Annotated in this window: 16 protein-coding genes; 7 read left to right on the forward strand and 9 right to left on the reverse strand. The window is 30.9% G+C overall.

All coding sequences use genetic code 11. The features are described from left to right. Window positions 1-2 precede the first annotated feature (2 nt). The 3 genes from MOV42_RS07625 to gspG are packed head-to-tail and all read right to left on the reverse strand — an operon-like array spanning window position 3 to window position 2091. Window positions 3-1217 carry a type II secretion system F family protein gene (locus tag MOV42_RS07625; protein WP_324170596.1) on the reverse strand — a complete coding sequence of 405 codons (1215 nt, stop codon included), beginning with the start codon at window positions 1215-1217 and terminating at the stop codon, window positions 3-5. Next, window positions 1214-1702 carry a prepilin-type N-terminal cleavage/methylation domain-containing protein gene (locus MOV42_RS07630; protein WP_324170597.1) on the reverse strand — a complete coding sequence of 163 codons (489 nt, stop codon included), beginning with the start codon at window positions 1700-1702 and terminating at the stop codon, window positions 1214-1216. The genes MOV42_RS07625 and MOV42_RS07630 overlap by 4 nt, the downstream gene beginning before the upstream one ends. Window positions 1703-1704: 2 nt before the next feature. After that, window positions 1705-2091 carry a type II secretion system major pseudopilin GspG gene (gene gspG, locus MOV42_RS07635; RefSeq protein ID WP_324170598.1) on the reverse strand — a complete coding sequence of 129 codons (387 nt, stop codon included), beginning with the start codon at window positions 2089-2091 and terminating at the stop codon, window positions 1705-1707. A gap of 518 nt (window positions 2092-2609) precedes the next feature. Here gspG and MOV42_RS07640 point away from each other — a divergent pair. The 5 genes from MOV42_RS07640 (at window position 2610) to MOV42_RS07655 (ending at window position 5040) form a co-directional block, all read left to right on the forward strand. Then, entirely contained in the window at window positions 2610-3104 is a 495-nt protein-coding gene (locus tag MOV42_RS07640; protein WP_324170599.1) for an Hcp family type VI secretion system effector, read from the forward strand. A gap of 9 nt (window positions 3105-3113) precedes the next feature. Further along, window positions 3114-3602, forward strand: a complete 489-nt coding sequence (locus MOV42_RS07645) for a type VI secretion system amidase effector protein Tae4 (protein WP_324170600.1) — start codon at window positions 3114-3116, stop codon at window positions 3600-3602. Beyond that, window positions 3603-3965: a hypothetical protein gene (locus MOV42_RS07650; protein ID WP_324170601.1), complete on the forward strand. Its 363-nt coding sequence runs from the start codon at window positions 3603-3605 to the stop codon at window positions 3963-3965. A 242-nt stretch (window positions 3966-4207) separates the two neighbouring features. Continuing rightward, window positions 4208-4501: a transposase gene (locus MOV42_RS14010; protein ID WP_416385435.1), complete on the forward strand. Its 294-nt coding sequence runs from the start codon at window positions 4208-4210 to the stop codon at window positions 4499-4501. Further along, window positions 4498-5040 carry an IS3 family transposase gene (locus tag MOV42_RS07655; RefSeq protein ID WP_324173013.1) on the forward strand — a complete coding sequence of 181 codons (543 nt, stop codon included), beginning with the start codon at window positions 4498-4500 and terminating at the stop codon, window positions 5038-5040. The genes MOV42_RS14010 and MOV42_RS07655 overlap by 4 nt, the downstream gene beginning before the upstream one ends. Window positions 5041-5149: 109 nt before the next feature. Here MOV42_RS07655 and MOV42_RS07660 read toward each other — a convergent pair whose 3' ends face one another. Together MOV42_RS07660 and gltB are read right to left on the reverse strand one after the other, a co-directional pair. Beyond that, window positions 5150-6535, reverse strand: a complete 1386-nt coding sequence (locus tag MOV42_RS07660; protein ID WP_324170602.1) for a glutamate synthase subunit beta — start codon at window positions 6533-6535, stop codon at window positions 5150-5152. A 2-nt stretch (window positions 6536-6537) separates the two neighbouring features. Further along, entirely contained in the window at window positions 6538-10977 is a 4440-nt protein-coding gene (gene gltB / locus MOV42_RS07665; RefSeq protein ID WP_324170603.1) for a glutamate synthase large subunit, read from the reverse strand. Window positions 10978-11153: 176 nt separating this feature from the next. On the opposite strand from gltB, the gene recO reads away from it, so the two are divergent. Next, the gene (gene recO / locus MOV42_RS07670) at window positions 11154-11774 is read left to right on the forward strand and encodes a recombination protein RecO (RefSeq protein ID WP_324170604.1); all 621 of its coding nucleotides are present in this window, start codon (window positions 11154-11156) and stop codon (window positions 11772-11774) included. 2 nt (window positions 11775-11776) lie between these two features. Beyond that, window positions 11777-12853 (forward strand): DNA alkylation repair protein, encoded by a 1077-nt coding sequence (locus MOV42_RS07675; protein ID WP_324170605.1) that lies wholly within the window; start codon window positions 11777-11779, stop codon window positions 12851-12853. Here MOV42_RS07675 and MOV42_RS07680 read toward each other — a convergent pair. From MOV42_RS07680 to MOV42_RS07695, 4 genes are read right to left on the reverse strand one after another with little or no spacing between them, the layout of a single operon-like run. Beyond that, window positions 12850-13404 (reverse strand): class I SAM-dependent methyltransferase, encoded by a 555-nt coding sequence (locus tag MOV42_RS07680; protein WP_324170606.1) that lies wholly within the window; start codon window positions 13402-13404, stop codon window positions 12850-12852. The genes MOV42_RS07675 and MOV42_RS07680 overlap by 4 nt on opposite strands. A 16-nt stretch (window positions 13405-13420) precedes the next feature. Continuing rightward, entirely contained in the window at window positions 13421-15691 is a 2271-nt protein-coding gene (locus MOV42_RS07685; protein WP_324170607.1) for an EAL domain-containing protein, read from the reverse strand. A 23-nt stretch (window positions 15692-15714) separates the two neighbouring features. Next, complete coding sequence (gene nspC / locus MOV42_RS07690) at window positions 15715-16887, reverse strand: carboxynorspermidine decarboxylase (RefSeq protein WP_324170608.1); 1173 nt, start codon at window positions 16885-16887, stop codon at window positions 15715-15717. Further along, a complete protein-coding gene (locus tag MOV42_RS07695; protein ID WP_324170609.1) occupies window positions 16832-17668 on the reverse strand; it encodes an HDOD domain-containing protein in 837 nt (278 codons plus the stop codon). The genes nspC and MOV42_RS07695 overlap by 56 nt, the downstream gene beginning before the upstream one ends. Window position 17669: the final 1 nt, after the last annotated feature.

The following is a 17669-nucleotide window of genomic DNA, read 5'->3' on the forward strand; positions in this document are numbered from 1 at the left end:
GATTATCCTATACTCATAGAGAATATTGGTAGTAGCATCGCAGCAACTATAAAGCCTATACTTCCACCTACAAATAGCATCAAAGAAGGTTCTAAAAGAGTCAGTAGCATACTTATCTTGTCTCTGTTTTCTTCAAAGTAAAGCTCTGAAATATTTGTAAGTACATTTTGTACTTGGGAAGTTTCTTCACCCAAAGCTATTGACTGTATGAAAGCGTAGTCAATCTTTGTTTTTGAATCGTTTAAAGCATTTGAGAGTAGTTTTCCCTCAACCACTTTTTTTGCAGATGCAGTAAAAAGCTCTTTTAAAACAAGATTATTTAATATATTTGCACTTAGGTTTATAGTCTCAACAAAAGGTACTCCTGAGCGAGTAAGCAAAGATGCAATATATGAGAACCTAGCAAGTTCACTCTTTTGTGCGATTTTACCAAAAAGAGGAAGTTTCAAAATAAACTTATGAACTCCATATGCAAACATATAACTCTTTTTCATCAAAAATAAGAACAGTGATATAATAGAAAAAATAACTATAAGTATAGTTGTAAAATTATTATTAAAAAAGTCACCCATTGCTATAACAACCTTTGTAGAGGTTGGAAGTTCTTGATCCATACTCTCGAAAATACCTGTGATTTGAGGAACAACAAAGGCTAACATAAAGGAAATCATAAGAAGTGATATAACTATCATAAATGTTGGATAAGCAAAGGCACTTTTTATCTCTTTATTTATGGCATCTTGTTCTTTTAAAAACCTTGATAACTCCATCAACACTTCATCAAGAATACCGCCATTTTCGCTAACTTTAATGGATTGTTTAAAAAATTCTGGTAAAACAATCACTTGCTGAGATTCTAAGGCACTGTAGAAATTATTTCCCTCATCAAGATGTGTACTAACTGTACTTAAAAATAGTTTCATCTTCTTATTTTTCTCATAATGAGTTTGGATTATTTTAAGAGCAGAGACTATAGTAATGCCAGAGCGAATATACATAGAAAGTTCTCTTGAGAGTCCTGCTAACTCTTTTGGAGAAATTTTATACTTCCTTGAGAAGTTGATATTTTCATAAAAAGCAGGTTTGTCTTCATTTATAGTTTGATAGATAATTTTTTTAACTCGTAGTTTGGTTTTTGCTTCATTTAAAGAGACGGCTTCTATCTTCTCACTGACTCTTTTTCCATCTGAGTTGATGCCTTTGTACTTAAAAATCATCTAATTACTTCTTGTATCAAATTTTCTTTAACCTCAGTTGCTTCGTGAAGTGAGTCATAAATATATATCTGGCTAAGGTATGAAGAAAAGTCATACACTTTTGTCTTAAACTCAACAAACACTTGTTCTCCCACCCCTTGTTTATTTATGATATATGAAAAACAAATATCATCTTTTTTTTCTAACTGGGTCATTCCATAAGAAAAATCATATCTATAAACTATCACACTTTTATCTAAAAAGCTCTCTACCTCTCTAAACTTTTTGCCATCTACAAAAACCTCACACTCAGAGCATTCATCCAAACATAAAAACTCTATATTTTTTTCATGCGGAATCTTTTGTAAATACTCCTTTAAGTTTTGTAAAGAAAGCTTTTGACTTTCATCTTTCATCTTCTTAAAATTACCCACAGAAATAGTATAAACCACTCCGATAATTACAATAACTATAAGTAACTCTATGAGTGAAAAAGCTTTTTTCAAATTTAGTTACATTCACTCATTTTAATGTCACTTGCAGAATCTTCCCCACCCTCTTTTTTATCAGCACCAAGAGAGACAAGTTCAACAGAACCACTATTGTTTAAATATATAAAAGGATTTCCCCAAGAGTCTTTTGGAAGTTTTTTGTCTTTAAAATAATCTTTTTCAGCTAAAAGTTCCAATCCTTCTTCAGTAGATGGATAAAGACTGTTATCTACCTTATACATATCTAAGGCATTATTATAAATCCTCTGCATCTGAATACAAACCAAATTCTTTTTAGCCTTTTCGCCTTTACTTGTAAGACTTGGCATAACCATAGCTGCTAATAGCCCCAAGATGACTATCACTATCATTAACTCAATTAGAGAGAATGCTTTTCTTTGCATAAAATTACCTTTGATTGTTTTTAAACCTAATTATAGTGAAAATTTCTAAAGAAATATAAATTTTTTCTTATTTTGAATTATTAATTAATATTTTTATAGAATCACATACTTAATAGACTCTCTCGCAATTGTTCTACTGGAGTAGATGGTAGCCTTATCTACACAACTGGTGAATCATACGATACTTTTTATGGCATTGAAAATTGATAGTTTGGGTCAAGCATATTTTTATTGAAATAAGTTGCCCTCTCAAATTCAATCACATTAGTTCCTATATTTGATACTAATGGAAACATTGAAGCCAAACTATTTAGCTCAATTGAAGCTAGATATTCTAAGCAACTGCAAAATCTTTGTAGTAGTTTGATTTAGGATAGCTATATCTTTAATCTTAACTGATTTTAACTTTGATTTTCTTAAGCTATCATATCCTTGATAATTAATTTTTATTTAAGTTTATCTACTTATAAGTTTATTTTCGATATGTTACATTTAAATTTTACTAGATAAGGCAATTTATGCAAAATTCAGTTTTTATGACAATAAAAGGTACTACACAGGGCTTGATTTCAGAAGGTGCTTTTACCCCTGATTCAGTAGGGAATATTTATCAAAATGGACATGAAGATGAAATTTCAATTCAAAAATTTAATTATGGCTCTACTGTTCCTATAAATTTATCAACTGGTCAACCTATGGGTCAAAGAACACATTCTCCATTTACGATAGTTAAATTACTAGATAAAAGTTCACCTTTATTGTTTGAAGCAGCTAATAAGGGTGAAACTTTAAATAATGTTGATTTAAAAGTTTATAGAACCTCTTATTTGGGAAAGCAAGAGCATTTTTATACAATAGCTTTAGAAGATACAACTATTATCGATATTGGTGTTTCCAATTCTGAGGATGGACCTGTAGAACATGTGAGCTTTTCTTATAGAAAAATCGAGCTTAGACATGTTATTGCAAGCACATCTAGTTCAGATGATATTAGAACAGGTGTTGGTGCTTAAAGGAAATATATGGGCAATTTACCTCTTTGGGAAGTGTTGAGCTTTCATTATCCTGCACAAGAAGCTGGTTCAGTTTTTCAAGGTATTGGTGGAAAAGTTGAATTGAATTATGATATTGGCGTATTTAATAATGCTTGTGCAACTCGAGTATCAAAAGCATTAAATGGTTCATCAGGGACACATCTTATTCAATACTTTAAGGATATTGGCTCAAGTGGGAAAATGGAATCGCAGGTTTCATCTGGAAAAAATAAACATTGGTATATCTTTCGTGTGCAAATGCTAATTAAATATTTAACAAAAAGATATGCTAGACCGATAGAATTAGCTCCATCTAGTTATAAAGAAAAACTAAAAGGCAAAAAAGGCATTATTATATTTCAAGTACTTGGTTGGAATGATGCAACAGGACACGCCGATTTATGGGATGGTTCTCGTTGTCTTTGGAAAGGCTATGGTGGACTTTCTAACAAAGTTTTATTTTGGGAGGCATCGTAAATGCAAAAAATAAAATTATTAATTTTATTGTTAAGTATATTATCTATAACTGGATGTGTAAATAAAGAACCTTTAGCTAATAAGCAAAAAAAAGATGAATTATTACAGTTTGCTCAAGCAAACTGCATGCTATGGTATTTTAAAAAGAAAGGTTACGATACACAAGATATTAGAGCTATTTCAGGCGGAATTGTGGAACTGGGTTCTTACTCTGCAGAAAAATATCAGAATGTAGCTTTTTTAGTAAAAAAATATTCACCAAATCTTCATAGTAAAAATAATATAGATGTAGCCTTATGGAAATGTTATAAACTAGACTCTGACAAGTTGTTTTTAGAAAAGCTAGATAATATAAAAAAGTAACAACACGTTTTTTATATTTTTTGTAAATTAACGGCGAAGCTGAGCTCCTTTAATGAGTATATCAGAAAATTTGCTTGAGATTTTCTAGGATACACTTTGATGTGGGACTCCTGCCATTTGTTGTATGTGGAGTGGTAACCTAAATTCATACAAAGAATTAACAATTCTAAGTTAAAATAAAATGAATAAAGGCAAACCATGAGAAGAAGTAAATATAGTCAAGAATTGCGCGAAGCCTGCCCTTGGGGTATAAAGATTCAACCGTCCAGTTAATCATCAATAATAATGAAAGTGTTGTAAAAGTAGCCGAGGATTTAAATCTGAATCCCAAGACCTTATATCTCTGGGTAACAACATATAAAAAAGCTCATAATATTCCAACTAGATCATTAAATATTTTATCTTCCACTGAAACCTTAGATGAAGAGAATAAACGACTCCGCCGTGAGAACAAGTTACTCAAACAAGAGCGTGACATATTATACCCCAAGGGCAGGCTTCGCGCAAAAAGGCAACAGCGTACTTCACAATTATAGGTATGTGCCAAATTATGGATGTAGATATGTCTAGTTACTATCGTTGGGTAAGGAATGGTGCGGTAATTAATAAAGTAGATAAACAACTAAATGAAATTATAGAAGCTATATTTATTCAAGGCAGAAGTAAATATGGAACTCGTAGAATACAAGATAAACTAAAAGAGTTATATGGTCTTATTCTATCACGGAAGTGTATCTCAAGCATTATGAAAGACCTAAACTTAAAAGTTAAAATGAAAAGAAGATATAAAAATACTACAGATTCTAATCATAATTTACCAATAGCACCGAATATTCTTAATAGAGATTTTTATGCATCAGGTCCTGATGAAAAATATGTTGGCGATATTACGTATATTCGCACAGGTGAAGGTTGGTTATATCTGGCAACTGTAATTGATTTATACTCAAGAAAAGTTGTAGGCTGGTCTATGGATGACATAATGAAGGTATCACTTGTAAACGATGCTTTAAATATGGCAATAAGTCATAGAAATCCACCTAAAGGATTATTGTGGCACACAGATAGAGGATGATATGCTACGAAAAGAAACAAATATTATAAAAAGTTAAAAATGAAGTTTTAGTTTTTAAAAATTATTATCCTCAGTATAAGCTGAGGATAATGAAGGGAAAAAAGTTAATTTATTTAAGTAGAGATTTTGCTATACTTCTAGCAGCCTCTCGTCCATCGTAAGCAGCTGTTACAACTAAGTCTGCACCTCTATAACAATCACCACCAGCATAGATGCCAGAAGTAGTTGTTTCGTGAGTATCTTCATTTATAATTACTCCACCCCAACTATTTGTTTCTATACCATTTTCAGCTAAGAAAGCAGGCACTTCAGGGTTAAAACCTAAAGACATAATAACTATATCAGCTTGAATTCTAGTTTCACTGCCTTTTAGCTCTTCCATCCTTTGGCGACCACTTTCATCTTTCGCTCCAAGAGTTGTTTTTATAACTTCCACTGCGATAACATTAGAATTTTCATCTAAAATTATCTCTTTTGGAGATACAAAAAAAGTAAAGTCAACACCTTCTTCCATAGCATTTTTATACTCTTTTTTACTACCTGGCATATTATGTGCATCTCTACGATATAGACAGTTTACACTTTTTGCTTCTTCTCTTTTAGCAGTTCTAAGACAGTCCATAGCAGTATCACCACCACCTATAACAACAATATTTAAGTCCTTAAAATCAAACTTTTTGTCATATTCAAGTTTAAAGTTTTTTCTTTGCATTGCTGTTAAGTATTCCATAGCATCATAAACTGTTTTTGATTTTTCTCCTACCAAAGAAGCACTTTTAGCCTTTGTAGCACCAACTCCAATAAACATAGCATCATGAGAGTTTGCTAGCTCTTCAAAAGCAATATCTCTTCCAACTTCACAATTTAAAACTAGTTTTAAACCAGCTTCTTTAAGTAGTTTAACACGACGCTCTACTATCTTTTTATCTAGTTTAAAATTTGGAATACCATAAGTTAAAAGTCCACCTGCTCTATCGCTTCTCTCATACATAGTTACAGCAATTCCTGAACGAAGAAGGTAAGTTGCAACAGATAGTCCTGCTGGACCACTTCCTATAACAGCAACACTTTTATTTGTTATGATTCCTGGAAATTCTGGTTTATATCCAGCTTTAAAACCTTCTTCTGTTATGTGAGTTTCGATAGAACCTATGGTTATAGCACCATGACCATCATTTAAAGTACAATCCCCCTCGCAAAGCTTATCGTGAGGACAAACTCTTCCCATTACTTCTGGAAAAGGTGAAGGCTCATTTGAAAGCTTAAAAGCAAACTCTAAATCTTTTTGAGCAATAGATTTTAGCCATTGAGGAATATAATTATGAAGAGGACACTTATTTAAACAAAAAGGGTCTCCACATTGGATACATCTCTCACTTTGTGTCGAAGCATCATCACGATCAAATACTTCATAAATTTCACCAAAATCTTTTGTTCTTTCTACCACTAATCTTTTAGTAGGATTAAGTCTTTCAGTTGCTAAATATTCTCTCATTATTAATCTCCATTCTCTAGGTTTAAAGGCAGTTTAGTTAAATTTTTAGGTTTAACTAACCAAAAGTTTCTTACTTCTACTCTAAAGTTATCAAGTAATTCTTTTGCTTTTTTACTCTCTGTTTCAACTACATAGTCTTTCAATAATTTTTTTAGTAAATGTCTAGCATCTGCACTTTCATCAGTATCTATACGAACAGCATCTACTAATTCACGATTTACATTTTCAACAAAACTGTGATCAGCATCATATACGAAACTAATTCCACCTGTCATACCAGCACCAAAATTGATTCCTGTGCGACCAAGGATAACTACAATACCGCCTGTCATATATTCACAAGCATTATCTCCAGAACCTTCAACAATAGCCAATGCACCAGAGTTACGAACAGCAAATCTCTCCCCAACTGAACCAGAAATATAAAGTTTACCACCAGTAGCACCATAAAGACAAGTGTTACCACCAGCACTAAAAATTTCACCTTCATTTTTTGAAGCAATTATAATTTTACCGCCATGCATACCTTTACCAATATAATCATTTGCAACACCTTCTAAGTATATAGAAACACCGGGGATTAAAAATGCTCCTAGTGCTTGACCTGCTATACCTTTTAGCTTAATCTTGATAGTGTCTGCTTTAAGACCTTTATCTCCATAATATTGCGCAATTTCACCAGAAACTAATGCACCAAAGCTTCTATTTACATTGTTTATTTCTCTATTTATACGGATAGGATGCTCTGGATGTTTAATAGCTGTCATAGCTTCTCTTAAAACATCTTTTTCAAATGAGTTGTCATCAAAAGGATGATTAAATTTTTGTTTATGAGTGTTAACACCTTTTTCTTGATGTAGTATTGAAGAAAAATCAAATTTTTTCACAAACTCATCATTTTTAGGAACAAGAATATTTACTTGCCCTATCATCTCTTCCATAGTTGAATAACCCAGCTCAGCCATGATAGAACGAACATCTTCGGCTAAAAGAGTAAAGTAGTTGATGACTTGATCAACATGTCCTTTAAAAAATTCTTCACGAAGTTTGTCATTTTGAGTTGCAATACCAACTGAACATTTATTTACATGACAAATACGAAGCATTTTACAACCAACAATTGTAAGAACACCTGTACCAAAGGCATAAGACTCAGCACCTAGAAGTGCAGCTTTTACAACATCTAAGCCTGACTTAAGACCACCATCTGTTTGAAGTTCAACCAGTCCACGCAGATTGTTGGCCTTTAAAGCATTGTGAGCTTCACTTAAGCCAATTTCCCATGGATTACCAGCAAACTTGATAGATGTAAGTGGAGCAGCACCAGTACCACCATCACCACCAGAGATAATAATTTTGTCAGCGTATGCTTTTGTAACACCGGCGGCAATAGTACCAACACCGATAGTTGAAACAAGTTTAACTGCTACTCTTGCACTAGGATTTACTTGTTTAATATCAAAAATAAGTTGAGATAAATCCTCAATAGAGTAAATATCATGATGTGGAGGAGGAGAAATTAAAGTGACTCCTGGAACTGTATGACGAAGTTTACCGATTAGCGGTGTTACTTTATGCCCTGGAAGTTGTCCACCCTCACCAGGTTTTGCACCCTGAGCGACTTTAATCTGAATTTCTTCAGCACTTCTAAGATATGCAGGCGTAACACCAAATCTACCAGATGCAACTTGTTTGATTTTAGAAACTCTCTCAGTCCCAAATCTTTCCTTATCTTCTCCACCCTCGCCAGAGTTTGATTGAGCGCCGATTCTATTCATTGCGATTGCAATAGTTTCATGTGCTTCTGGAGATATAGAACCAAGACTCATAGCAGCAGATGCAAATCTTTTAAAGATTTCCTCTTTTGACTCTACTTCACTAATATCAATTGCTTTTTTAGGAGATTTTAAATCAAAGAAGTCACGAATAAATTTAAGCCCTCTGTTATTTATTAAATCAGTTAAAGCTTTAAAGTCTTCTTTTTTACCACTATTTGATACTTTATGAATTGCATGAATTACAGCAGGACCATAATCATGATGTTCTTGTTCATTATAAAATTTATAATACCCACCAATATTTAATGGGAAAATTTTCTTAAATCCATCTTCCGTAAATGCTTCTTTATGATATCTTGAAACTCTCTCATCAATATCTTCATAAGTAAGTCCACCCAACTCTGAGTTTGAGCTAAGAAAACAATCACTTACTATTTCATCATTTAAGCCTAGAACATCAAAAAGACCAGCATTTCTATAAGAAGCTATTGTTGCTATTCCCATTTTTGACATTATTTTTAAAAGACCGCTATTAAGTGCTGCGTGAACTGATTTGATACCTTCATTGCACTCCATTTTCAGAACTCTTGAGTTTTGAATTTTATCTATAACCGTTGCAAAAAGTAGATTTGGATAAATTGCACTTACTCCATAACCAATAAGAACGGCCGCACTATGAGAGTCAATAACCTCGCCGGTTACAGCAATCAGAGACGCTAAATGGCGAATTTTTTCTTTAATAAGAGCAAAGTTAATACGACCAACAACCATCGCCATTGGAATAATTTTATTTTTTAAACTAAATTCATAATCATCTAAGATAATAATTCTCGTTCCATTATTTTTAACGGAGTCAACAACTTTCAGAACTAAAGCATCTAGTGCTTCTTTTAAAGAACCTGTATATGCAGTTGAAAAAATAGTGTTATGGTAAAAAACTTGATAACGAGGTGACTTTTTATCTCCAAAAGATTTAAGAACATCTAATTTTTCAAGAGTAATAATAGGAGATATTGATTTAAGCCTATGTGCATGAGATGGAATTTCATCTAACATATTATGAATTTCACCAAAACCTGTGTTTAAACTCATAACAACTTTTTCACGAATTGGGTCAATTGGTGGGTTTGTAACTTGAGCAAACTTTTGCTTAAAATAATCAGTAAAGTTTCTTTGTTTAGAAGAAAATGCTGCCAGTGGAGTATCATCCCCCATACTTCCAACTGCTTCTTTAAAATCAATTATCATCGGTTCTATAACTTGTTCAACAACCTCTTGCGTAACATTGAAAAATCTTTGTCTTTTAACAAAACCATCTTCATCAAATTCACATTGTGTTTCATACTGAACTTCAACATGCTCTTGAAGATAAATCATATGCTCATTTAACCACTTCATATACGGATTAGAGCTTTTTAAATAGTCATTTATCTCATCGTTTTTAAGTAGTTTTCCAAATTTTAAATCAAGCCCTATCATCTCACCAGATTGAAGGCGTCCTCTTTCTTTTATATCTTCTTCTGCAATATCAACAACACCATATTCACTAGCAATTAGAAGGTTATTATCTTTGGTAACTATATATTTGGATGGGCGAAGACCATTCCTATCTAAAACACAGCCGATATAACGGCCATCAGTTACAGAAAAAGCGGCTGGTCCATCCCATGCTTCAAATACAGTTGAGTGATACTCATAATATGCACGAAGTTCAGGGTCCATGTGTGGAGCATTTTGCCAAGCTGATGGAATAACACCACGAACAGCTTTAAAAAAGTCCATACCATTAACTATAAGAAACTCAAAAAAGTTATCAGCAGATGCACTATCTGATGAGTTTAACTGAATGATAGGAAGAATTCTTTCAATCTCCTCAGGAGTAAAAACTTCACTTTTTATAGATTCAGACTTTATCTCTACATTTAAACGATTTCCTTCAACTGAGTTAATTTCTCCATTATGTGCAACAGCACGAAACGGTTGTGCCAATCTCCACTCTGGAAGTGTATTTGTTGAAAATCTTTGATGAAAAAGAGAAAAAGAAATTTTAAATTCTTCGCTTTGAAGGTCAATATAAAATTCTTTAATATGCGTTGGCATAACAAGACCTTTATATGATAGAACTTTTGAACTCATAGATGCTATGTAAAAATCTCTATCTTTTATGAGTTTATGCTCTGTTTCTTTACGAGAAAGATACAAAAGGGCATCAAATCTATTTGTTGCCATTATAGAGTTTGGAGTTATGAAAAGTTGTATAATATTTGGCAAAGATTCCATGGCTTGAGCACCAAGAGCATCTGTATTTATAGGAACTTCACGAGTTAGAACTACTTTTAAGTCATTATTTGCACAAATCTCTTCTAAGGTTTTTAAATGTTCTTTATCTTTTGTAAAGACAGAAGCAACAGCAAACTGTTTAGGAAGTTCTACACTATTTTGTGAAGCTACATTACGAAGAAATTCCTGAGGCATTGAAAGTAGTAAACCACTTCCATCTCCAGTTTTTCCATCTGCTGCAACTGCACCACGGTGCATCATTCTCTCTAGTGCTGTAACTGCGTCATTTAAAACTTTATGAGAAGCTTTATTTTTGATATTTGCTACAAGCCCAAAGCCACAGTTATCCTTAAATGATCTCAATAAATCATGATGTTTTGTCATAATCACTCCAAAATTTGTAAATTTACAACTAAATAATCTAAATTTAATCTCTTTTTAAAGAAACTTAGTATATTTAGAAAAAGTGTTTGAATTATACCGTTTAAAGGTTTAAAAAAGCATTATTATGTAAAAATTATCAAAATATAATTACAAATCGTGTATAAAAGAAGCTAAAAATGCAAGGCTACATCATAAATCTTAACAAAGTAAAAGATGAAGATTTAATAGTTACCATAATATCTAGGGGTAACTTAGATACTCTTTATAGGTTCTATGGAGCTAGGCATGGGACTATAAATATAGGATTTAAAATTGACTATGAAAAAGAAAGCTCAGCGAAATCAACAATTTCTAGACTAAAAGATGTTATTCATATTGGTTTTAAATGGATTAATGATTATAAACTTTTAAAATTATGGCAAGACTTTTTAAAACTTTTTCATAAACACTTACAAGATACAGAAGAACTCGGTGATTTTTATTTTGAACTTTTGGATAATGCTTCAAATATTTGGGGAACTCAAAATCCAAAAAGAGTAGCAATAGAATCTTATACGAAACTTTTAGAACAAGAAGGGAGACTACATAAAGAGATGGTATGCTTTTTATGCTCACAAGAGATACAAGAGAATGAAATATCTATAATTCGCGCTTTTTTGCCAACACATAAGCAATGCTCACACACGCTTGGTATAAATAAGCTGGCATTGCACGAACTATTTTTTAACAAATCCTCTCTTTTTTTAAATGATAAAGAAGTTGATAGACTCTGGTATGTTTTAATGGAAGGCTTATAATAATGGCTATATTATTGAAATATTTATATAACGATGATTACATCTCAGCTTTACTGAACTCACTTGAGTATCCACTTCTTAAGCATGAAGAGTTTAAAAAAAGTATCTTTGATAAAAATTGGGAAGATAGAGAACTAAAGCAAAGAATGCGACATATTAGTTTAACACTTGGTCTATTTTTACCAACAAATTATGTAGATGCTATAAAAATTTTAAAAAAAAGTTTTTTACAACTAAATCATGCATACCGCCTTGAAAATATGATATTTCAAGACTTTGTAGAAGTTTATGGACTAGAAAATTTTAAAGTTTCAATGGATGCTATAGAGTTTTTTACCATAGATTCATCTAGTGAATTTGCCATAAGAAAGTTTATATTAAAATACCCAGATGCTACAATGGCACAGATGCTAATCTGGGCAAAATCTGACAATCTTCATGTTAGAAGATTAGCATCTGAGGGTTGTAGACCTAGACTTCCTTGGGCAATATCACTACCTATATTTAAAAAAGAGCCTAGTAAAGTCTTAGAGATTCTTGAACTGCTAAAAGATGATAAGAGCGAATATGTAAGAAAAAGTGTCGCTAACAATATTAATGACATATCAAAAGACAATAAAAATATAGTAAAAAAGTTAGCATCTCTATGGATAGGAAAAAATTCTAATAGAGACGCTATGGTAAAACATGGATGTAGGACTTTACTAAAAAGTAGTGATAAAGAGGTACTAAGTCTTTTTGGTTTTAATTCCCCAGATGCTATAATTTTGAGTGAATTTAACTTAAATAAAGAAGTTGTGATGGGTGAAAAACTAGCATTTTCATTTAACCTAAATTCAAAAAAAGAACTAGGAAAATTAAGGATTGAATATATTATAGAATTTATAAGAAAAAATAAAAAATACAATGCAAAAGTTTTTAAAATTTCAGAGGGAGTTTTTCAACAAAAGAAAAAAAATATTCTTAGACAACACTCTTTTAAACCGATAAGTACGAGAGTTTATTACAAAGGACTGCATAAACTCTCTATCATCATAAATGGTAAAAATTTAATAAAAAAAGAATTCTTTTTAATTTAGTTTTTTTGAGCAACTATAGATGCTATTTTAACTCTTTCCCCTCTCAGGTTTGTATCTATTTTTTCTTCATAGTAAATAACATCTAAACCTATAAAAGAGTGTAAGAGTTCATTTTTACGAAGTAGATAATCTAAGTTCATTGTTGGTAACTTAAAGTCACCATGAGCGATTATGAAAGTCTCAAACATAACTACTCCACCCTGCTTTAAACCATCTTTCATTTGAGAAAGTAAACGGCGATTTAAATAGTTTGTATTTAATATCAAATCATACTTATTTGGAGCTATATTATACTTATCTAAATCAGCTTCTATTTTAGTTATTATAGGTGATTTTTTTATTTTACTTAAAGCATAATCTGAAATATCCACTGCATCTATATCAAAACCTTTACTTGCAAGAAAGTGTGTGTTTCTACCCATTCCACAAGCAATGTCAAGTGCTTGACCAATATTCACATTATCTACATACTTCTCAAGAATTTTACTAACATTATCAGGTATCGGGTGTTCTTGATATCTTTCGTTCCATCTTTGTTTATCTTCTAACATAATTTTTCCTAGTATTTTAATCTTTTAAGTATTCTAACAAATGCTCTTTTGTGAGTGGCTTAGAGTAATAATAACCTTGAAATATATCACAATTAGCTTCTTTTAAGTCTTGTACTTGCTTATCACTCTCAACACCCTCTGCTAAAGTTTTCATATTGAAATTTTTACCTATATTTATGATACTTTGAACTAGAGCTTTTTCATTATCATCATATAGTATTTTATCTATAAAACTTTTATCTATCTTTAACTCATCTATTGGTAACTCTCTTAAAATACTCAAAGAAGAGTATCCTGTTCCAAAGTCATCTAATGATATTTTAATATCATGCTCTTTAATATCATAAAGAATATTCAAAATATCATCCAGCTTTTCCATTGATACACTTTCTGTAATTTCTAATGTTATTGACGATTTATCAATCTTTGCTATTTCTATTTGTTTTAAAAAACTTACCAAGAAATTTGCTTCCATCAATTGTACCACTGATATATTTATAGATAAGCTAAAATCTAAGTTTAACTCTTTTTTAACACTAGCAATTTCAGCTAAAGAAGTTTCTATAATATATGCACCAAGTTCTCTTATAATGCCAGTATCTTCAGCTATTGGTATAAATTTATCCGGTCCAACAAATCCAAGTTTTTCATTTTTCCATCTAACAAGAGCCTCTACTCCATATAATTTTCCATCTGCTTTTATTTGTGGTTGATAAACCATCCAAAGTTCATCTTTTTCCACAGCACTACGCAACTCTTGCTCAATATCTGTTTTTACAATATTATTATGCCTCATAGTTTCTGAAAAAAAACAATATGAATTTTTTCGTTTTTTTGCTTCATACATAGCTGTATCTGCTATGCTAAGTAGTTCTTCAATATCTTCTGCATCTGCTGGATATTTAGCAATACCAACACTCACACCAATTCTAAACTCTTTTGTATCTATATGATAAACCTGTGAAATAAGACCTATAAGACTTTGTATCCTTTCCTCATTATTATTAGCATCTACACACTCTTTTAGAATTATAAACTCATCTCCACCTTGCCTAATAAGCATATCACCTTCATTAAAAAACATTCCTAATCTATGTGCAACCTCGATTAATATTTTATCTCCAACAGTATGTCCAAATTTATCATTTATATTTTTAAAATTATCCAAATCTAAATATAGAACGAAATATTCTTTGTTATATTCTATTTTCCATTCTTCTATATGAGCATACATAAAAGTTCTATTAGGAAGTTTTGTTAAACTATCATGTTGAGCTTGAAACACAAGTTCATCTTGTTTTTTTCTATCAGACATAGCTATTCTTTTAAATAAAAAATAAAAAACTATAAAACTAGCAACGAAAAGAGTGAAGTATATAAATAAAGTATTGAAAAATTCACTAATTATTAAAGAATCACTATCTTCTACTAAAATCCATAATTTGTACTCTTTGTTGTATGTAATACCAGCAATTATGTTTTTATTAAATGGTGATTTTAACTTTAGACTAATAGTTCGCTCACTATTCATTAAATCATCTAAAGACAAATCATATTTTTTTTTAAATTCTTTTTTTAAAATTTCTACAAAAATTTCAGGAACATTTGTATTGTAGATAGAGTTACTATGTTCTTTTGGTATTTTACTCATATATTGTCTGTACAGTTTATGTTCAGAGTTATAATCTTTTATAATTAAGATAGTTTTATCTTGGGATACTCCTAGTTCATTGATAATAGTTTTATTTCTTAAACCTATTGTCATAACAGCTATAATTTTTCCATCTTTATTTAAGATAGCTTTTCTTATTGGAATAATCCATTCATTTATATTTTTAAAATAATAGGTTCTACCAACTATCATTTTTTTAGTTTTTAATGCTTTTTTTAAACCATTTACTGTTTTTTTGTTTTCTAAAAAATTAAAATTTTCTGGCGCTTTTATATTTGAGCTTGTTGCCATAAAATTCCCTTCTATGTCTGCAAGACTTAAAGCAACATAATATTGGTTTTGCTCAAGTAATTCATCGAAGAGTTTTATTATTCTCTGTTTATCTTTATAATTATCATTATCTAAAAGTTGATTTCCAATAATAGTGAGTATCATATCATCTTGCAATAACTTAGAATGTATTGCATTTGATATTATTTTTGAGTAGTTTTCAAGCTCTGAATAATGTCTATTCTTTATATCAGAATAGCTAAAAGTCAAAAGAGTTAATATTAAAATAAAAGAGCCAAAAAACATTAAATAAAATGTTGTCCATATATCATTTATAGTTTTCATTTAATTATTATAGCGAAATAGTCTCATGAGAGCCTATTTTTATACTCTTTATATCCAAAGTTCTTTATAATTTTCAACTTATTTTCTTTATTTATTATTGCTAGAGATGGTAGTTTAATACCATTAAAGGTTGTACTTTTTACAAAAGTATAATGAATCTGGTCGAGGAAGATAACCTTATCTCCAATTTTTAAAGCTTCATCAAATGAATAATTACCCATAATATCACCTGCTAAACAAGTATTGCCAGTAAGTCTATAAGTATATTTTTTATCATTCGCTACAGATGCACCATCAACTTCTGCTCGATATGGCATAGCAAGAGTATCTGGCATATGAGCTTCTGCTGATGTATCTAAAATTGCTATCTTCATTTGATTGTCTACAATATCAAGAACACTACTAACTAAAACACCTGTTTGCCAACCAACTGCCTCACCTGGTTCTAAATATACTTCTACATCATATTTAATTTTAAATTTTTTTATAAGTTTTATTAGTTTATCTACATCATAACCTTCTTTAGTTATATGATGACCACCACCAAAATTAATATATTTTAAATTTTTAAAATACTTCGCGAAATTTTCTTCAAAAACTATTAAAACTTCTTCTAATTTGTCTGCACCCTGCTCACATAAAGCATGAAAATTTAGTCCATCTATATGCTCTAAAACTGCCTCATCAAAATTTTTAATAGTCGTACCTAAGCGGCTATAAATTCCACATGGATTATATATCTCTTCTGGGGAGACTGAATGTTCAGGATTGATACGCAAAGATATACTTATATTTGGATTTATATTTTTAACTCTTTGAGCATATTTTAAAAGTTGATTTGGTGAATTAAATACTATATGATTTGAGATTTTTGCTATTTCATCTATCTCTTCATCTTTAAAAGCGAGAGAATAAGTGTGAACTTCTTTTTTAAATTCTTCATGAGCTAGTCTAGCCTCATACAAACCACTAGCTGTACAACCATGAAGATACTTTGATACTAAAGGAAATGTACTCCACATAGCAAAACCCTTAAGTGCCAAAATAATCTTAGCTCCACTTTTTTTTTGAACATAATCTAAGAGTTTCAAATTATTTTCTAAAAGTTCCTCGTAACAAATATAACAAGGAGTTTTTATACTATTTAAGATATGATTTTCTAAGTTCAAGAGTAACTTCTTTAAAATAGTTCGCATCTAACCCAAGAGCTTGAACAAGCTTCATACTCTCTTTTATGGAATTATCTGTAAGTATCTCTTTTAAATTTATACACTTTCTAACAACTTTTATTTTTTCAATATATGCAATAATCTTTGCATCTATTTCTTTTAATTCATCTTGTGTAGCATCTATAAGGTTTAATATTTCTACATATTTTGATTCTAAATTCCAGTGAGAAAAAAGCATCGCAGTAAGCTCATAAGAAGTTCTTGTAATTAGACTTTTTTCATACTCTTGTATATCTTCACACTCGTTAAAACCCTTCCTAAATTCACCACTATAATCACTTCTTACAATCTCTTGTGCAAGAATTAACTTTCCAGATTCCATCATTAGAGCTAAGGGAGTTAAAAACTGTGCATCTTTTAAGTTTATTTTTGAGCACCACTTAAACATTAATCTACCTTGAAGCTGACAAACATCATTAAACTGAGCATTTGTAAATCCATAGATGCTAGGATCAGCTTTTAGTTTTTGACTAATTGCATAGTGAACTACAAGCATATAAATTTGTTGAACTCCCAGAAGTGAAACAGCCTGAGAAATAGAACTTATTTGTTTACTCATTCCATAATAAGGGGAGTTAATCATCTTTAAAATATTTATAGATAGCATTGCATCTGACTCTATAACTCTTACTAATTTAGATATATTTATGTGTTCAATACCACCCGCATATAGAGACTGTACTATATGAGCAGCATTTGATAGTGGAGGCAATGAGTCTATATGATTTATAATTTTCTCAAAAGTCATC

The sequence above is a fragment of the Sulfurimonas sp. genome (assembly GCF_029027405.1).
Taxonomy (GTDB): domain Bacteria; phylum Campylobacterota; class Campylobacteria; order Campylobacterales; family Sulfurimonadaceae; genus Sulfurimonas.

Excerpts from the sequence above, each read along its gene's own strand:
- MOV42_RS07625 (WP_324170596.1), bottom strand. The coding sequence starts at position 1,217 with ATGATTTTTAAGTACAAAGGCATCAACTCAGATGGAAAAAGAGTCAGT.
- gspG (WP_324170598.1), bottom strand. The coding sequence starts at position 2,091 with ATGCAAAGAAAAGCATTCTCTCTAATTGAGTTAATGATAGTGATAGTC.
- MOV42_RS07640 (WP_324170599.1), top strand. The coding sequence starts at position 2,610 with ATGCAAAATTCAGTTTTTATGACAATAAAAGGTACTACACAGGGCTTG.
- MOV42_RS07645 (WP_324170600.1), top strand. The coding sequence starts at position 3,114 with ATGGGCAATTTACCTCTTTGGGAAGTGTTGAGCTTTCATTATCCTGCA.
- MOV42_RS07650 (WP_324170601.1), top strand. The coding sequence starts at position 3,603 with ATGCAAAAAATAAAATTATTAATTTTATTGTTAAGTATATTATCTATA.
- MOV42_RS07660 (WP_324170602.1), bottom strand. The coding sequence starts at position 6,535 with ATGAGAGAATATTTAGCAACTGAAAGACTTAATCCTACTAAAAGATTA.
- gltB (WP_324170603.1), bottom strand. The coding sequence starts at position 10,977 with ATGACAAAACATCATGATTTATTGAGATCATTTAAGGATAACTGTGGC.
- recO (WP_324170604.1), top strand. The coding sequence starts at position 11,154 with ATGCAAGGCTACATCATAAATCTTAACAAAGTAAAAGATGAAGATTTA.
- MOV42_RS07675 (WP_324170605.1), top strand. The coding sequence starts at position 11,777 with ATGGCTATATTATTGAAATATTTATATAACGATGATTACATCTCAGCT.
- MOV42_RS07680 (WP_324170606.1), bottom strand. The coding sequence starts at position 13,404 with ATGTTAGAAGATAAACAAAGATGGAACGAAAGATATCAAGAACACCCG.
- MOV42_RS07685 (WP_324170607.1), bottom strand. The coding sequence starts at position 15,691 with ATGAAAACTATAAATGATATATGGACAACATTTTATTTAATGTTTTTT.
- nspC (WP_324170608.1), bottom strand. The coding sequence starts at position 16,887 with ATGCGAACTATTTTAAAGAAGTTACTCTTGAACTTAGAAAATCATATC.
- MOV42_RS07695 (WP_324170609.1), bottom strand. The coding sequence starts at position 17,668 with ATGACTTTTGAGAAAATTATAAATCATATAGACTCATTGCCTCCACTA.